Origin of the sequence: Alloalcanivorax sp. C16-1, from assembly GCF_046507805.1 — a bacterium.
Taxonomy (GTDB): domain Bacteria; phylum Pseudomonadota; class Gammaproteobacteria; order Pseudomonadales; family Alcanivoracaceae; genus Alloalcanivorax.
Map to the genome: position 1 here is coordinate 84,265 of NZ_JBKFTK010000005.1, position 16,337 is coordinate 100,601.

Annotated in this window: 14 protein-coding genes and 2 tRNA genes; 6 read left to right on the forward strand and 10 right to left on the reverse strand. The window is 64.6% G+C overall.

Going from position 1 to position 16,337, the window contains the following annotated elements; all coding sequences use genetic code 11:
- Positions 1-7: 7 nt before the first annotated feature.
- The 5 genes from ACLD0W_RS15745 to sdhC all read right to left on the reverse strand — a co-directional run bounded on the left by ACLD0W_RS15745 (position 8) and on the right by sdhC (position 6,513).
- Positions 8-2,845, reverse strand: coding sequence for a 2-oxoglutarate dehydrogenase E1 component (locus tag ACLD0W_RS15745; protein WP_410308436.1), 2,838 nt, complete (start codon positions 2,843-2,845; stop codon positions 8-10).
- Positions 2,846-3,261: 416 nt separating this feature from the next.
- A complete protein-coding gene (locus ACLD0W_RS15750; RefSeq protein WP_410308437.1) occupies positions 3,262-3,978 on the reverse strand; it encodes a succinate dehydrogenase iron-sulfur subunit in 717 nt (238 codons plus the stop codon).
- Between the two features lie 16 nt (positions 3,979-3,994).
- Positions 3,995-5,770, reverse strand: a complete 1,776-nt coding sequence (sdhA, locus tag ACLD0W_RS15755) for a succinate dehydrogenase flavoprotein subunit (RefSeq protein ID WP_410308438.1) — start codon at positions 5,768-5,770, stop codon at positions 3,995-3,997.
- A 3-nt stretch (positions 5,771-5,773) separates the two neighbouring features.
- A complete protein-coding gene (sdhD, locus tag ACLD0W_RS15760; protein ID WP_410308439.1) occupies positions 5,774-6,145 on the reverse strand; it encodes a succinate dehydrogenase, hydrophobic membrane anchor protein in 372 nt (123 codons plus the stop codon).
- The gene (gene sdhC, locus ACLD0W_RS15765; RefSeq protein WP_410308440.1) at positions 6,139-6,513 is read right to left on the reverse strand and encodes a succinate dehydrogenase, cytochrome b556 subunit; all 375 of its coding nucleotides are present in this window, start codon (positions 6,511-6,513) and stop codon (positions 6,139-6,141) included. Before sdhC ends, sdhD begins: the two co-directional genes overlap by 7 nt.
- 573 nt (positions 6,514-7,086) lie before the next feature.
- Between sdhC and gltA the strand changes: the two genes are divergently transcribed.
- The 3 genes from gltA (at position 7,087) to ACLD0W_RS15780 (ending at position 10,450) form a co-directional block, all read left to right on the forward strand.
- Entirely contained in the window at positions 7,087-8,373 is a 1,287-nt protein-coding gene (gene gltA / locus ACLD0W_RS15770; RefSeq protein ID WP_410308441.1) for a citrate synthase, read from the forward strand.
- Between the two features lie 123 nt (positions 8,374-8,496).
- Positions 8,497-9,570, forward strand: a complete 1,074-nt coding sequence (locus ACLD0W_RS15775; RefSeq protein ID WP_410308442.1) for an SMP-30/gluconolactonase/LRE family protein — start codon at positions 8,497-8,499, stop codon at positions 9,568-9,570.
- A gap of 4 nt (positions 9,571-9,574) precedes the next feature.
- Positions 9,575-10,450: an NAD(P)-dependent oxidoreductase gene (locus ACLD0W_RS15780; protein ID WP_410308443.1), complete on the forward strand. Its 876-nt coding sequence runs from the start codon at positions 9,575-9,577 to the stop codon at positions 10,448-10,450.
- Here ACLD0W_RS15780 and ACLD0W_RS15785 read toward each other — a convergent pair whose 3' ends face one another.
- Positions 10,451-11,497, reverse strand: coding sequence for an amidohydrolase family protein (locus tag ACLD0W_RS15785; protein WP_410308444.1), 1,047 nt, complete (start codon positions 11,495-11,497; stop codon positions 10,451-10,453).
- 276 nt (positions 11,498-11,773) lie between these two features.
- On the opposite strand from ACLD0W_RS15785, the gene ACLD0W_RS15790 reads away from it, so the two are divergent.
- Both ACLD0W_RS15790 and ACLD0W_RS15795 read left to right on the forward strand, forming a co-directional pair.
- A complete protein-coding gene (locus ACLD0W_RS15790) occupies positions 11,774-12,172 on the forward strand; it encodes an antitoxin Xre-like helix-turn-helix domain-containing protein (RefSeq protein ID WP_410308445.1) in 399 nt (132 codons plus the stop codon).
- Positions 12,169-12,867, forward strand: coding sequence for an RES family NAD+ phosphorylase (locus tag ACLD0W_RS15795; RefSeq protein ID WP_410308446.1), 699 nt, complete (start codon positions 12,169-12,171; stop codon positions 12,865-12,867). The genes ACLD0W_RS15790 and ACLD0W_RS15795 overlap by 4 nt, the downstream gene beginning before the upstream one ends.
- Positions 12,868-13,123: 256 nt before the next feature.
- On the opposite strand, the gene ACLD0W_RS15800 is transcribed toward ACLD0W_RS15795, so the two are convergent.
- The 4 genes from ACLD0W_RS15800 to ACLD0W_RS15815 all read right to left on the reverse strand — a co-directional run bounded on the left by ACLD0W_RS15800 (position 13,124) and on the right by ACLD0W_RS15815 (position 15,155).
- A tRNA-Glu gene (locus tag ACLD0W_RS15800) sits at positions 13,124-13,199 on the reverse strand.
- 5 nt (positions 13,200-13,204) lie between these two features.
- A tRNA-Ala gene (locus ACLD0W_RS15805) sits at positions 13,205-13,280 on the reverse strand.
- Between the two features lie 115 nt (positions 13,281-13,395).
- Complete coding sequence (gene gltX / locus ACLD0W_RS15810) at positions 13,396-14,886, reverse strand: glutamate--tRNA ligase (RefSeq protein WP_410308447.1); 1,491 nt, start codon at positions 14,884-14,886, stop codon at positions 13,396-13,398.
- Positions 14,887-14,999: 113 nt separating this feature from the next.
- The gene (locus ACLD0W_RS15815) at positions 15,000-15,155 is read right to left on the reverse strand and encodes a DUF1328 domain-containing protein (RefSeq protein ID WP_204427940.1); all 156 of its coding nucleotides are present in this window, start codon (positions 15,153-15,155) and stop codon (positions 15,000-15,002) included.
- Between the two features lie 125 nt (positions 15,156-15,280).
- On the opposite strand from ACLD0W_RS15815, the gene dusA reads away from it, so the two are divergent.
- Positions 15,281-16,300, forward strand: a complete 1,020-nt coding sequence (gene dusA / locus ACLD0W_RS15820) for a tRNA dihydrouridine(20/20a) synthase DusA (protein ID WP_410308448.1) — start codon at positions 15,281-15,283, stop codon at positions 16,298-16,300.
- The last annotated feature ends 37 nt before the right edge of the window (positions 16,301-16,337 follow it).

Consider the following 16,337-nt stretch of genomic DNA (forward strand, 5'->3'; position numbering starts at 1 on the left):
CTTTCGCTCATTTGATCTGGAATGCGTCTTCGACCAGACGCTGCTGCTGTTCAACGTGCAGGGACATGGAGCCCGCCGCCGGTGCCGCCGCCATGTCGCGGCCGGCGTAGTGCACCGGGAGGTTGTCCTTGACCGCCCGCGCCACGCGCAGGAAGTGATGCTGGGAGCTGAACCAGGCGCCCTGGTTCATGGGCTCTTCCTGGCACCAGACCAGGGTCTCCAGGTTCGGGTAGCTCTCCAGAATCTCGGTGAGACGTTTCTCCGGGAACGGATAGAGCTGCTCGATACGCACCACGGCGGTGTCGTTGAGGTCGTCGCTTTCGCGCTTCTCCAGCAGGTCGTAGTAGACCTTGCCGGCGCACATGACCACCCGCTTGACGGCCTTGCGGTCAAACTCCGGCTGCTCGTCGATCACGGTCTGGAAGCGACCCTCGGCCAGATCCTCCAGGGAGGACGTGGCGCGCTTGTGACGCAGCAGGCTCTTCGGCGTCATCACCACCAGCGGCTTGCGCAGCGGGCGGACCGCCTGACGGCGCAGCAGATGGAAAATCTGCGCCGGCGTGGTCGGCACGCACACCTGCATGTTGTGCTCGGCGCACAGTTGCAGGAAGCGCTCCAGACGCGCGGAAGAGTGCTCCGGGCCCTGCCCTTCGTAACCGTGCGGCAGCAGCATGGTCAGGCCGCACAGACGGCCCCACTTGGCTTCACCGGAAGAGATGAACTGGTCGATCACCACCTGGGCGCCGTTGACGAAATCGCCGAACTGGGCTTCCCACAGGATCAGCGCCTTGGGCGTGGTGGTGGCGTAGCCGTATTCGAACGCCAGCACCGCTTCCTCGGACAGCAGGGAATCGTAGATGTCCATGCGCGGCTGGTCCTCATAGAGGTGCTCCAGCGGCACATAGTTGTCGCCGTTCTTCTGGTTGTGAATCACCGCGTGCCGGTGGGAGAAGGTGCCCCGGCCGGAGTCCTGGCCGGTGAGGCGCACCATGTAACCCTGGTCCAGCAGCGTGGCATAGGCCAGGGTCTCGCCGTAGCCCCAGTTCAGGGACATGGCGCCGGCGGTCATCTTGCGGCGGTCTTCCAGGATCTTCTTGACCTGACGCTGGGTGACCACGCCCTCGGGCAGGGTCTCCAGGCGGCTGGCCAGATCCTGAAGTTTCTTCAGCGGGTAACCGGTGTCCCAGTCGTCCTCGACCTGATGGCCGATGAACGGGGACCAGTCCACGAACAGGGCCTTGTTGGGCTCGCGCACCAGGGCCTTGACCACGTGGTTGCCCTCGTCGAGGGCGTCCCGGTAGTCGTCGACCATCTTCTGGGCGTCCTGCTCGGACAGCACCTGCTCGTTGATCAGCCGCTCCGCGTACAGGGTACGGCTGGACGGATGGGACTTGATCTTCTTGTACATCAGCGGCTGGGTGGAGGACGGCTCGTCCGCCTCGTTATGGCCCAGACGGCGGTAACAGATCAGGTCGATCACCACGTCCTTCTTGAACTGCATGCGGTAGTCCACCGCCAGCTGGGTGACGAAGTAGACCGCCTCCGGATCGTCCGCGTTAACGTGGAAGATCGGCGCCTGGACCATCTTGGCCACGTCGGTGCAGTACTCGGTGGAACGGGCGTCGTCACGACGGCTGGTGGTGAAGCCCACCTGGTTGTTGATGATGATGTGCAGGGTGCCGCCGGTGTGGTAGGCACGGGTCTGCGACATCTGGAAGGTTTCCATCACCACGCCCTGGCCGGCGAAGGCGGCGTCACCGTGGATCAGGATCGGCACCACCTGGTCGCCGCCGCTGTCGTCGCGGCGGTCCTGGCGGGCGCGCACCGAACCTTCCACCACCGGAGACACGATCTCCAGGTGGGAGGGGTTGAAGGCCATCGCCAGATGCACCTCACCGCCGGAGGTCTGCACGTTGGACGAGAAGCCCTGGTGATATTTCACGTCGCCGGAGCCGTTCTCGTTGAAGCTCTTGCCCTCGAACTCGCCGAACAGGTCCCGCGGGCTCTTGCCGAGGGTGTTGACCAGCACGTTGAGGCGGCCCCGGTGGGCCATGCCGAGCACCATTTCCTTGGCGCCGTAGCTGCCGACCCGCTGAATCATCTCGTCCATCAGCGGAATCAGCGACTCGCCCCCTTCCAGGCCGAAGCGCTTGGTGCCGGGGTAGCGGCTGCCCAGGTATTTTTCCAGCCCCTCGGCGGCGGTGAGCCGTTCGAGAATATGCTGTTTGATGTCGGCGCCGTACTGCGGATGACTGCGCACGCCTTCCAGCCGTTGCTGGATCCACCGCTTCTCCGCGGTGTTGACGATGTGCATGTATTCCGTGCCCACCGTGGAACAGTAGCTGCCCTGCAGGCAGTCCATGATCTCACGGAGGGTGGCTTCCGGCTTGCCCAGGAACAGGTTGCCGGTCTGGAACACGGTGTCCAGATCGGACTTGCTCAGTCCGTGGTGGGCCAGTTCCAGATCCGGTACCGCTTCGCGCTCCATCAGACCCAGCGGGTCCAGCTTGGCCACCTGGTGGCCACGGTTGCGGTAGGCGGCGATCAGGTGCAGCACCCGCACCTGACGGCGCTCGTGCTCGGAACTGACGGCGCTGGCGCCCATTTTCTGAACCCGGGAGCGGTTCTTGGCTTCCAGCAGAAAATGTTCGCGTACCGCGGAATGGGGAACGTCGGATTCCACGGCGCCATTGACGCTGGGGAGTTTCTCGAAGTAGGCGCGCCAGTCTTCCGGCACGGAATTGGGATCGGTCAGGTAGGATTCGTACAGTTCATCAACATAGGCCGCGTTGGCGCCCCCGATGTGGGAGGACTGCCATTGGCGGTGCATGGAACTGTCTTGCATCGTCGCTCGTTCCTTAGCCGGGCGAACGTCACGCCTGTGGGCATGCTTGCTTCTGTCCACAGGGCCGCGACCCTGTTACCCGTGCTTATCGCTGTTTACGGAAACGGCGCCTTTTAAGCACCGCCCCCACCCTGCTTTGTCGCGCTCCCGGGGTTGCCGGAAACGCCCGGTAGTGTAATACGTTTATGGGGCCATTGTTAGGCACTACAAGACCATGGTAGGGGGCAATTTGCCCCGATACGGCACGTCTACCCTGGCAAAATGCCCTGAATCGCCCGGAAACACCGTCAAGCTTATCGAAACCCGCCGGTCACGGCCCCACCCCGTCGCATTCGGAAACAACTTTACTGATGGGCTCGGCCTGCCCGGCTTACGGCAGGCCAAAAAAAGGCGGCCCGCAGGCCGCCTCTCTTCTCTCACACGCCCCGCTCAAGGAGCATGGAGCGGATATGCCCGATTGCCCGGGTGGGGTTGAGCCCCTTCGGACAAACACTGACACAGTTCATGATGCCGTGGCACCGGAACAGGCTGAACGGATCGTCCAGCCGGGACAGACGCTCCTCGGTGGCATCGTCGCGGCTGTCCGCCAGGAAGCGGTAGCTCTGCAACAAGGCCGCCGGGCCCAGGAACTTCTCCGGGTTCCACCAGAAGCTCGGACAGCTGGTGGAGCAGCACGCGCACAGGATGCACTCGTACAGACCGTCCAGCTTGGCCCGCTCTTCCGGAGTCTGCAGGCGCTCAATGGCCGGCGCCGGCGACTGGTTCTGCAGGTAGGGCTGCACTTTTTCGTACTGCTGATAGAACACGCCCATGTCCACGACCAGGTCGCGGATCACCGGCAGACCGGGCAGCGGACGCAGCACCAGCGGCTTCTTGCCTTCCTTCACGCCCGGCGCCACTTCGGACAGCGGGGTGATGCAGGCCAGGCCGTTCTTGCCGTTGATGTTCATGCCGTCGGAACCGCACACGCCTTCGCGGCAGGAGCGGCGGTAGGACAGGCTCTCGTCCTGCTCCTTCACCAGTGCGAGGATATCGAGCACCATCAGGTCCTTGCCCTGGGTGTCGACCTCGTACTCCTTCATGGTCGGCTCGCGGTCGGTGTCCGGGTTGTAGCGGTAGATACTGACTTTCATGGCTACACGTCTCCGATTAGTAGGTCCGGACCTTGGGCTGGAAGGTGTCCACGGTCTTCGGCTTGAAGTTCACTTCGCGCTTGCCCAACTGCTTGGTGCGCGGGTCGTAGATGGAATGGCACAGCCAGTTCTCATCGTCCCGGTCCGGGTAGTCGTAGCGGGAGTGCGCGCCGCGACTTTCGGTGCGGTTGTAGGCCGCGATCGCGGTGGCTTCCGCCACTTCCAGCAGGTTGTCCAGCTCCAGGGCTTCCACGCGGGCCATGTTGAAGGCGCTGCTCTTGTCGTCCAGATGGGCCTGGGCGATGCGGCCGCGCAGGTCGGCCAGCTTCTCGACGCCCTCTTCCATCAGGTCGCCCTTGCGGAACACACCGAAGTGGTTCTGCATGGTGGTTTGCAACTCCTTGCGCAGGCTGTGCACGGATTCGCCGCCCTTGGAGTCGTTCCAGCGGTTGACCCGGGCCAGCGCGGCGTCGATGTCGTCGTTGCTGGGCTCGTACTGGGTCATGCCCTGGCGCAGCGCGTCCTCGATATAGAGGCCGGCGGCGCGACCGAACACCACCAGGTCGAGCAGCGAGTTGCCGCCGAGACGGTTGGCGCCGTGCACGGATACGCAGGCTACCTCACCCACCGCGAACAGGCCGTTAACGATCTGATCCTCGCCTTCGTGGCCGCCGCTCATCTTCAGCGCCTGGCCGTGAACGTTGGTGGGGATGCCGCCCATCATATAGTGGCAGGTCGGCACCACCGGGATCGGTTCCTTGACCGGGTCGGTCCCGGCGAAGGTGATGGCCAGCTCACAGATGCCCGGCAGGCGGCTGTGCAGCACTTCCTCACCCAGGTGGTCGAGCTTCAGGTAGACGTAGCTGCCGTCCGGGCCGTCGCCGCGACCGTCGAGGATTTCCATCATCATGGAACGGGCCACCACGTCGCGGGACGCCAGGTCCTTCGCGTTGGGGGCATAACGCTCCATGAAGCGCTCGCCGTCCTTGTTGATCAGGTAGCCACCCTCGCCCCGGCACCCTTCGGTGACCAGCACCCCGGCGCCGGCGATGCCGGTGGGGTGGAACTGCCACATTTCGATGTCCTGCACCGGCACGCCGGCGCGCAGGGCCATGCCCACGCCGTCACCGGTGTTGATCAGGGCATTGGTGGTGGACGAGTAAATGCGGCCGGAACCGCCGGTGGCGAACACCGTGGCCTTGGCCTTGAAGAACACCGTCTCGCCGGTTTCGATGCTGAACGCGATCACGCCACAGACGTTCTCGTTGGCGTCCTTCACCAGCTCGGCGGCGTACCACTCATTATAGAACTGGGTGCCGTTCTTCAGGTTCTGCTGATACAGGGTGTGCAGCAGAGCGTGGCCGGTACGGTCGGCGGCGGCACAGGTGCGGGCGGCCTGGCCACCTTCACCGAAGTTCTTGGACTGGCCCCCGAAAGGACGCTGGTAAATGCGGCCTTCCTCGGTACGGGAGAACGGCAGACCCATATGGTCCAGCTCGAACACCGCTTCCGGGCCCACCTGGCACATGTACTCGATGGCGTCCTGGTCACCGATATAGTCGGAGCCCTTGACGGTGTCGTACATGTGCCAGCGCCAATCGTCATTGGGATCGGCGGAGGCGATGGCACAGGTGATGCCGCCTTGGGCGGACACGGTGTGCGAACGGGTCGGGAACACTTTGGAGATCAGCGCGGTCTTGAAACCGGACTGGGCCATCTGCAGGGAGGCACGCATGCCCGCGCCCCCGCCGCCGACGACGATCGCGTCAAAGGTAATGGTACGAATGGACATGGGTTATGCGCCTCCCCAGATCATCAGCAGACCCCAAAGGATGTAGACCAGCAGCAGCAGGGCGATGGCCATCTGTACCACCAGACGAACGCTGGTGGCGGCCTTGCCGAAGGTCAGACCGGTCAGGTAGTCGGTGGTTACGCTCCACAGGCCGATCCAGGTGTGGGCGGCCACGGAGAACAGCATCAGGGTATTGGCGATGCGCATCGGCACCGACCCCATGAACGCGCTCCAGGTGGCGTAGTCCAGGTCGCTGTTGCAGATCAGGTAGCCGACCATGCCGATCACGTACACCGCGATCACCACGGCGGAGACCCGTTGGATCAGCCAGTCATACAGGCCGTTACGGCCAAGGCTCGTTACGCTCGTTACCATACCCAGGCTCCTGCCAGCAGAATCAGCACCGCGGTGACGATGAACGTGAGCTTGGCGCCCCGTCGGCCGCCTTCGAGGGTTTCACCCACGCCGGTGTCCATGATCAGGTGGCGGATACCGGCCACCAGGTGATAGGAAATAAAGGACAGGATCGCCCACAGCACCAGCTTGGCCAGTGGTGAGGTCATCAGTTGTTTCAGGTCCGCAAAGCTCTCGGGGGACGCCAGGGAGCGATCCATCATCCACAGCAACACGGGCAGGGCCACGAAAATGGCCACACCGGTAATGCGGTGGGTGATGGACGCAATGGCGGTGACCGGGAACTTGATCGTCGTCAGATCGAGGTTAACGGGTCTCTTGTCGTTCACGGTAGCCTACACTTTTGCCGGGCTCCGGCGGTGACCGGAGCGGTTGTCGGGAACTTGGCACCAACGGCGGCGTCGTAACACCTGTGAGGTTTGGCCGCTGCTGCCCGGGCCGGGGTGGAGCCCACTGAAGCCTGAAACCACGCCAAACCGGGCCAGGGGTCCGGGCGGCGCAGGCGGGAGACTTCGTCGCGGGCGGCAGTATATCGCCGCGCCTGCGGCAAAACAAACGTCAACCACCTGTTTTTATAGTAGCGAGAACCCGGGTGGGCGGATCGTGAAGACCCCCCGTGCCGCTCCGCTCCCCCGCCGTTAATCGCTTGTTTTCCAAAGCGCTTTGCCGCCGGCGAGCGACGTCCGCCGGGGCGGCGCGCCCCGTCGCGGTGCGCGTAATCGCCTGTTTACCCTACAAAAGTGGCCGGCGCGCGGGCGGGCTTCTCGTTGACAAAGACCCACCAAAACTTTAACGTCCCCCGCGCTCTGGAGGACCTTCCCCACGGGACCCACGGCGGTTAAGCCACGATATTAATCGCGCGCCCGGCGGGTGTACCCTCTATACACCGAGGAGAAATTCCCATGACCGAGAAGAAAGCCATTCTCAAGGTAGAGGGCCGCGACGATCTGGAATTGCCGATCCTGACGCCCACCCTGGGCCGCGACGAGATCGACGTTTCCTCCCTGACCGCCAACGGCCTGTTTACCTTCGACCCGGGCTTCACGTCCACCGCCTCCTGCGAATCCAAGATCACCTATATCGACGGTGAAGTCGGCAAGCTGTTGCACCGGGGCTATTCCATCGAGGAACTGGCCGCCAAGTCCGACTACCTTGAGGTGTGCTACCTCCTGCTCAACGGCGAGCTGCCCAATGCCGAGCAGAAAGAGGCGTTCGTCGGCACCGTGAAAAACCACACCATGGTGCACGAACAGATCCGCAATTTCTTCAACGGCTTCCGCCGTGACGCGCACCCGATGGCGATCATGTGCGGCGTGGTCGGTGCCCTGTCCGCGTTCTATCACGACTCCCTGGACATCACCAATCCCGAGCACCGCGAGATCACCGCCTACCGGCTGATCGCGAAGATGCCGACCATCGCGGCCATGTGCTACAAGTACGGCCTCGGCCAGCCGCTGATGTACCCGCGCAACGACCTCGGCTACGCGGAAAACTTCCTGCACATGATGTTTGGTAATCCGTGCGAGGAAACCCAGGTCAGCCCCACCCTGGCGCGGGCCATGGATAAGATCTTCATCCTCCATGCCGATCATGAGCAGAACGCCTCCACCTCCACGGTGCGCCTGGCCGGCTCCTCCGGTGCCAACCCGTTCGCCTGCATCGCCGCCGGCATTTCCGCCCTGTGGGGCCCCGCCCACGGCGGTGCCAACGAAGCGGTGCTGAACATGCTCGACGAGATCGGCGACATCAGCCAGATCGAGACCTACGTGGCCAAGGCGAAGGACAAGAACGATCCCTTCAAGCTGATGGGCTTCGGTCACCGGGTGTACAAGAACTACGACCCGCGCGCCACCGTGATGCGCGAGTCCTGCCACGAGGTGCTCAACGAGCTGGGCGTCAACGATCCCAAGCTCGAGCTGGCCATGAAGCTGGAAGAGATCGCCCTGAGCGACCCCTACTTCAAGGAGAAGAAGCTGTTCCCGAACGTGGACTTCTACTCCGGCATCATCCTCAAGGCGATCGGCATCCCGACCTCCATGTTCACCGTGATCTTCGCCCTGTCCCGCACCGTGGGCTGGATCGCGCACTGGAACGAGATGATCTCCAATCCCTACAAGATCGGCCGTCCCCGCCAGCTCTACACCGGCGAGAAAGAGCGTCACCTGGTGCCGCTCAACGAGCGCAAGTAAAACCGCGCCTCGTGCCGATCAGAAAGGCCGCCTCCGGGCGGCCTTTTTTTATGGCCGGCGAGTGCCTACACTTCTGGCGGCCATCGCGGACATTTTTATGGATCGGACCAATAGGGAATCACAATGAAAAAAATCATCGCCCTGCTGATCATCGTGGCGCTGGGGGCCTACCTGCTGTTCTGGCCGGTGCCGGTGCAACCGGTGGCCTGGAAGGCGCCGGCGGCACCGGCCCTGGAAGGCCGCTTCGCCGTCAATGATGCCCTGGACGGCGCCCACCGACTGGCCGTGGGAGAGGGCGTGGGCCCCGAGGACGTGGCCATCGACGCGGACGGCAACCTCTACGTGGGCTACCAGGACGGCCGACTGGTGCGCTTTGATCCGAACGGCACCGATCCGGACCTGATCGCCAACACCGACGGTCGCCCCCTGGGCCTGGACTTCGCGCCGGACGGCACCCTGGTGGTGGCCGATGGCTACCGGGGCCTGCTGCGGGTGAACCCGGCTTCCGGCGCCCTGACGGTGCTCGCGGACAGCGCCGGCGGTGTGCCGTTCCGCTTCACCGACGATGTGGACGTGGCCAGCGACGGCACCGTCTATTTCACCGATGCGTCCTCCAAGTTCGGGCCGGCCATGCACGCCCGCGACGACATTATCGAGCACGGCGGCCACGGCCGCTTTCTGCGCTACGACCCGGCTAACGGCACCACCACGGTGTTGATCGACGGTCTGCAGTTCGCCAACGGCGTGGCCCTGTCCCGCGACGAGGACTTCGTGGTGGTGACCCAGACCGGCAGCTACAACATCGTGCGTTACTGGCTCAAGGGCGAGCGGGCCGGCGAGCACGAGGTGTTCCTCGACAACCTGCCGGGCATCCCGGACGGCATCTCCGCCAACGGTGACGGCACCTTCTGGGTGGCCCTGTTCGCGCCGCGCAATGCCGCCCTGGACGCCATGTCCGACAAGCCCCTGCTGCGCGAGGTGGTCTACCGCCTGCCCGCCTTCATGCAGCCGCAGCCGGCGCGCCACGCCTTCGTGCTGGGCCTGGACGAGCAGGGCCAGGTCACCGATAACCTGCAGCATCAGGACGAGGGCGCCTTCGCCCCCATCACCAGCGTGGAGCAGTACGGCCAGCGCCTCTACCTGGGCAGCCTGACCCGGGACAGCTTCGCCGTTTACCCGCTTCCCCCCAAGGAGTAACGCCATGACCACCGCCGCCTTTATCGGACTGGGCAACATGGGTTATCCCATGGCCGGCCACCTGGCCCGCGCCGGGCTCGAGGTCACCGTCTACAATCGCAGCCAGGACAAAGCCGCCCGCTGGGCCGGAGAGTTTGGCGGGCGCACCGCCCGCACCCCGGCTCTGGCCGCCCGCGACGCCGAGTTCGTGTTCGTGTGCGTGGGCAACGACCGGGACCTGCGCCAGGTCACCCTGGAAGACAACGGCGCGGTGCACACGCTGGCCCGGGAGGCGGTACTGGTGGACCACACCACCGCCAGCGCCACCATGGCGGAAACCCTGGACGCGGCCTGCCGCGAACAGGGCGCGCACTTCATGGACGCACCGGTGTCCGGCGGCCAGCAAGGCGCCGAAAACGGCCAGCTGTCGATCATGTGCGGCGCCGAGCCGGCCACCTTCGAGCGGCTGTCACCGGCGCTCGCCCACTACGGCAAGACCGTGGTGCACATGGGCCCGGTGGGCCAGGGGCAGCTGACCAAGATGGCCAATCAGATCTGCGTGGCCAGCGTCATCGAAGGGGTGGCCGAGGCCCTCTCCTTCGCCCGCGACGCCGGACTGGACGCGGAAAAGGCCATGCAGGTGATCGGCGCCGGCGCCGGCGGCTCCTGGCAACTGGTCAACCGCCACCGCACCATGCTCGACGATGAATACGAGCACGGTTTCGCGGTGGACTGGATGCGCAAGGACCTGGACATCTGCCTGGCCGAGGCCACCCGCCTGGGCACCAGCCTGCCGGCCACCGCCCTGATCAACGAGTTCTACAAGGAAGTGCAGGCCATGGGCGGCGGCCGCTGGGACACCTCCAGCCTGTTGCGCCGGCTGCGCCGCGACCGGGATTGATCAGTCCTCGCGTTCGGCCTGCGGCCGGACGCCCCGCTCCGGCACCAGCGCCAGGGCGTTGTCCCGGGCCAGGGCCCGGGCCACATCCTCCGGCAGTGCGTCCAGCAACGGCCGGTAGGCGTCGAGAATCTTCTTCATACTGTCGAAATGGCCCACCAGGTCCGTGCCCAGGGTAAAGCGGTCCGGGTGGTCCTCGATCAGCGCCAGCCAGGTATCGCTGGGCTCGTCGTCGTCCAGCAGGTAGTGCTCGCGCACACTCCAGGACAGATCGATATAAAGGTTGTCGTAGCGGTCCAACAGCGCGCGGATGATTTCCGGCAGCGTATCCAGCGGCGCCTGGCGCTTCTCCACCCCACCGCTGGTGCCGGCGTGGGCCAGCACGAAGCGGGTGTCCGGATGGGCGGCCAGCGCCTCCTCCAGTTCCTGCAGGTAAATCGGCGTTTCCTCGCGCAGCGAGGTCAGGTTGCTGTGCAACAGCACCGGCAGATGATAACGGCCGGCCAGGGCGTACACCTTCATCAGCGCCGGGTGATTGGCGCGGGGCGTCTCGCCATTGGTGAGCGCGGTCAGGTCGTCATGCCGCGTGATCACCTCGCCGATGCCGCGCCACAGGCCCGGGTAACGCCGGATCAGCGCCTCCACCTGGCGGGCCGCGTTCATATCGGTGGGGTTGAAGCCGCTGATAAAGGGAATCAGCCGCCGCCGCTCCTTTTCCGGCATCGACAGGACCGCCTGGGCCACGATGTCGTCGGTGGCGCTGTAGTAGTACAGAGGCGCCTCGTCCCCCAGATAATAACGGGGACGTCGCGGCGCGCTGACCTCCCATTTCTTCATGACCGGCATGCCGAACAGCCAGGCCTGCTCCACCCCGGCCCGGTCCATTGCCTTCAACATGGCGGCGGTGCCCTCGCCTTCCTGCATGAAGTCCACATAGTGCAGATGAGCGTCCACCCAGGCGGGCCCCTCCGGCTCTTCCTGTCCGGCCCGACCGGGCCCGGCGCTCAACAAACCGCCGGCCACCAGCGCCAACATCACAACCACGCGCATTCCCTTCTCCCTTTCCCTGTTCGGTTGGCAAAGACTCGGTAAAGAGACCCCGCCGGTCAACGGCGGTTTCCGGCTTTGGCGGGCTTTGAACATTTTTTGACAGTCCGTGGCGGCGGGCCACGGACAGCGCCCGGTCGGGATGTCCATAAATGGACTTATAATGGCTAATGTGTTTATCATGGACCCGTTACCAGGGCCCGTTTCAGTATCGACCGATACCAGGTCCATGAACCAAGGCCATGAAGAGAAAAACGGGCCATCAAGAGGAGAGATGCGATGCAAGCGCTTCCGGCGTCCCCGCCACTGGACGATTCAGCCCGTCACGCCGCCCTGCGGGCGGTGTTGCGCCTGTTTGACCACTGGCAGTGTTCGGAGAAGGAGAAGATGGCGCTGCTCGGCGTCGGGCGCTCCACTCTGCATAAGTACCAGAGCCGCCCGGACAGCGCCCGGATCGGCAACGATCTCCTGGAGCGGCTCAGCTATCTGCTTAATATCCATCAGGCGCTGCGCACCCTGTTCGGCAACAAGGAGAACGTGTACGGGTTCGTGCGGCTGCCCAATCACAACCCCTTCTTCAACGGCGCCAGCCCGATGGAAGTGATGAGCAACGGCCGGGTGGCCAGCCTTTATGAGGTGCACCGGCAACTGGACGGCCTGCGCGGGGGGCAGTGGTGACGGATCCGGACGACCTGCCCCTGCGCGCCTTTCCGGAGCAGGACGCCTACCGGTTGGTGAACGGCAAGTACCCGCCCATCGACATCTTCGACGACGTGGCCGACCAGGCGGATTTCGAGGCGCTTTACGCGGTTCAGGCGCTGACCAACCCCCGTTTGCAAATGCTGGTGGGCGAACTGCACCGGGTACCGCCGCATCGGCGCCCCTGGGGCATCCCCGGTTGCAACTACGCGCTCGGCCCGTTCGTGCACCTGAGCCCGCAGGGCTCGCGGTTTTCCGATGGCGGCTACGGCGTGTTCTATTGCGCCGAGCGCATGGCCACCGCCCTCGCCGAGACCCGCTTCCATCAGGAGCAGTACTTTCGCAAAGTGCCGGGGCTGAAATACGACCGCATCGTGATGCGCGGGCTGCGGGTGCGGTTCAGCGCCCGGCTGCGGGACATTCACACGCCCTACCGCGACGACAGCGGCTGGTACCGGCCGGACGACTACGGCCCGGGGCGGGCCCTGGGGCAGCGGCTGTTCGACGCCGATGAACACGGTCTGGCCTACGCGTCGGTGCGCCACGGCGGCGCCCTGTGCTTCGCCCTGCTCTCTCCGCATCTGATCGCGTCGGTGACGCCGGCGACCCATTATGAGTATGTGTGGGACGGGGAGCGGATCGCCCATGTGTTGACGATCCGGCGGCTGTCGTAGGGGTAGGGAGAAAGAACGCCACATAAAAAAGCCCCGGCTCAAAAGAGCGTGCCAGCCTGGGATTTCGGCTTCGTCGAGGGGCAACGACAAGTATCCTGGGGCGGTCCGGCCGGAAATCACAGATTTCCGGCGTTCGCCGGCGCGAAGCGGTGCTTCGCGAATTCCCGGCTCACCCCCTAGGGGAGTGGCCCCCCCCCCTAGAGGATGAACGCCACATAAAAAAGCCCCGGCTCAAAAGAGCCGGGGCCTTTTTATGTGGCGTCCCCTAGGGGAGTCGAACCCCTGTTACCGCCGTGAAAGGGCGGTGTCCTAGGCCACTAGACGAAGGGGACGTATTTGGTGGAGCCAGGCGGGATCGAACCGCCGACCTCTACAATGCCATTGTAGCGCTCTCCCAGCTGAGCTATGGCCCCAAAACTGTCCCACCGGGTCATGCCCTGTGTGGAGCCGCGTATTTTACGCAGCGGCCCTACCCTGTCAAGCACTCGCCGGCGGTTTTTGACGGTTCGGTGTCCGTCTGTTCAACGCTTAATCAGTTTGCGGAAAAAGTGCACTGAATTCCTTCTCCAGCTTCTTGGTCTGCTTCTTGGACACGCCCCCCAGCACCTCGATGGCATGGCGCAGGCGGGCGCGGCTGATGTCGGAGCCGAGCAGTTCCATGCTGTCCACCACCGAGAAGCTGGCGCTGGTGCCGGCGATGGCGACGAACACCGGGAACAGGAAATCCTTGATCTTCACTTCCAGCGCATCGGCCAGGGCCTTGGCGTCGCCGAACAGCGCGTCGCGGCGCCAGTCGCGCTGTGCCTCGCAGGCCCACAGATAGAACTGCAGCCATTGCTTCTGCGTGTCCAGGTCGATCTTGGGATGGTCGAAATCCGCTTCGCGTACGGTGACCTGGCCGGAGAAGCAGAAGCCGGCCTTGTCCACCACCTCGCCAAAGGTCTCCACCCGCTGCTTGATGTGCGGCAGCACCTGCATGGCGTAGTCGCGGTTGAACGCCCACTGCACCAGCTGCTCGAGAAACTGCTCGTCGGACAGGTCGCGCAACCATTGCCCGTTGAGCCAGCTGAGTTTTTCCACGTCGAACACCGGGCCGCCCAGGGACACCCGTTGGATATCGAACGCCGCCTGCATCTCGTCCAGGGTGAAGCGCTCGCGCTCGTCGGGCATCGACCAGCCCATGCGGCCCAGATAGTTGACCACCGCCTCGGGCAGGAACCCCATGCGGCGGTAGAAGTTGATGCTGGTGGGGTTCTTGCGCTTGCTGAGCTTGGACTTGTCCGGGTTGCGCAGCAGCGGCATATGACACAGCACCGGCAAGTCCCAGCCGAAGTACTCATAAAGCAGCTTGTGCTTGGGCGCGGAGTTGAGCCATTCCTCGCCGCGCAGCACATGGGTGATGCCCATCAGATGGTCGTCGACCACGTTGGCCAGATGGTAGGTGGGCATGCCGTCGGATTTGAGCAGGATCTGCGCGTCCACCAGGGCCCAGTCCAGTTCCACCGGCCCGCGCAGCAGGTCGTGGATCTCGCACCGGCCGTCGAGGGGCACGCGCATGCGCACCACATAGGGCGCGCCGTCGGCTTCCCGGCGGGCCTGTTCGTCCGCGTCCAGTTCCAGGTCCGAGGGCTTCAGGGCACGGTTTTCGCCGGCCTCCTTGAGGGCGGCGCGCAGTTCGTCCAGCTCGCCGGCGGTGCGGTAGCACTTGAAGGCGTGGCCGGCGGCCAGCAGCTTGTCCGCGTACTCCCGGTACAGGTGGGCCCGCTCGCTCTGGCGATAGGGACCGTGGGGGCCGCCCACGTCCGGGCCCTCGTCCCAGTTCAGGCCGAGCCAGCGCAGGGAATCCAGGATCGCCTGCTCGGAGGCGTCGGTGGAACGGCTCTGGTCGGTGTCCTCGATGCGCAGAATGAACTGGCCGCCGTGCTGACGGGCGTAGCAGAGATTGAACAGAGCGATATAGGCGGTGCCCACGTGGGGGTCGCCGGTGGGCGAAGGCGCCACCCGGGTGCGAACGGTCATGCTGACTCCGTGGCCGGAAACAAAAACAAGAGGGCCCGCAGTATAGAAGATGCGGGCCCTCTTATCAGCCGGTCAGCGAACCACCGGCCACGGTTCGGGGAACAGCCGACGCGTCAGCGTCGTCCCAATACCAAGCTGATGATCCAGATGACCAAAAAGACCACAAACAGAATCTTGGCGATGCCAGCCGCCGTGCCGGCGATACCGCCGAAACCCAGTACCCCGGCGATGATGGCGATAACCAGGAAAATCAGACTCCATCCCAACATGGTTTTCTCCCTGCTTCGTTTTAGGTGGCTTTTATGAAAAACGAAGCAGCGAAACGCGGCAAGGTGCTTTTACACGAATATACCTTTGTTTGCGGTGTTTTGCGGTTTTCACGATAATCGGCGCCATGTCCATTGCCCCCTCTCCGCACCCCGCTCCGCTGTCCCGGCGTTTCTCCATCGCGCCGATGATGGCCTATACCACCCGCGACTTCCGTTACCTGGCCCGGCTGATCACCCGGCGCACCCTGCTCTACACCGAGATGGTGGTGGCGCCGGCGGTGATCCACGGCGACCGCGACCGGCTGCTGGGCTTCGACGCCGCCGAGCACCCGCTGGCGGTGCAGCTGGGCGGCAGTGACCCGGCCCAGTTGGCGGAGGCGGCGCGGGTGTGTGCCGACTACGGCTACGACGAGATCAATCTCAACGTGGGCTGCCCGTCGGACCGGGTGCAGCAGGGCAAGATCGGCGCCGTGCTGATGGCGGAGCCGGACCAGGTGGCGCGCTGCGTGGACGCCATGGCCGCCGCCACCGAGGTGCCGGTGACGGTGAAGACCCGCATCGGCATCGACGACCAGGACGACTATGCCTTCCTGCAACGCTTCGTCACGCACATGGACGGGGCCGGCTGCCGCAGCCTGACCATTCATGCCCGCAAGGCGATCCTCTCCGGCCTGTCGCCGAAGGAAAACCGTGACATCCCACCGTTGATTTATGACCGGGCCTATGCCGTGAAAGCGGAGTTTCCGCACCTGGAGATCATCCTCAACGGCGGGCTCAAGGACATCGACGGCATGCTCGCCCATCTGGGCCAGGTGGACGGCCTGATGGTGGGCCGCGAGGCGTACATGAATCCCTGGTTCCTGGCCGACGTGGACCGTCGCGTGTTCGGCGAACCCGGGCCGGCCCCGGACCGGCGTGCCGTGGCCGAGGCCTTTTTGCCCTATCTGCAGCGCCGCTACGCCCAGGGGGTGCACCCCAAACACGTGCTGCGCCACGCGCTCAATCTGTTCCAGGCGGTGCCCGGCGCCCGCGCCTATCGCCGTCATCTCAGCGAGAACGCCCATCGCCGCGATGCCACGCCAAAGGTGTTCGAAGAGGCGTTGGCCCTTTTGGATGCGGCCACCGTTGGCTATGCTGCTTGCTGAACATTCATGCGAAGCAGGCCAACAGGAAGGTGGACAT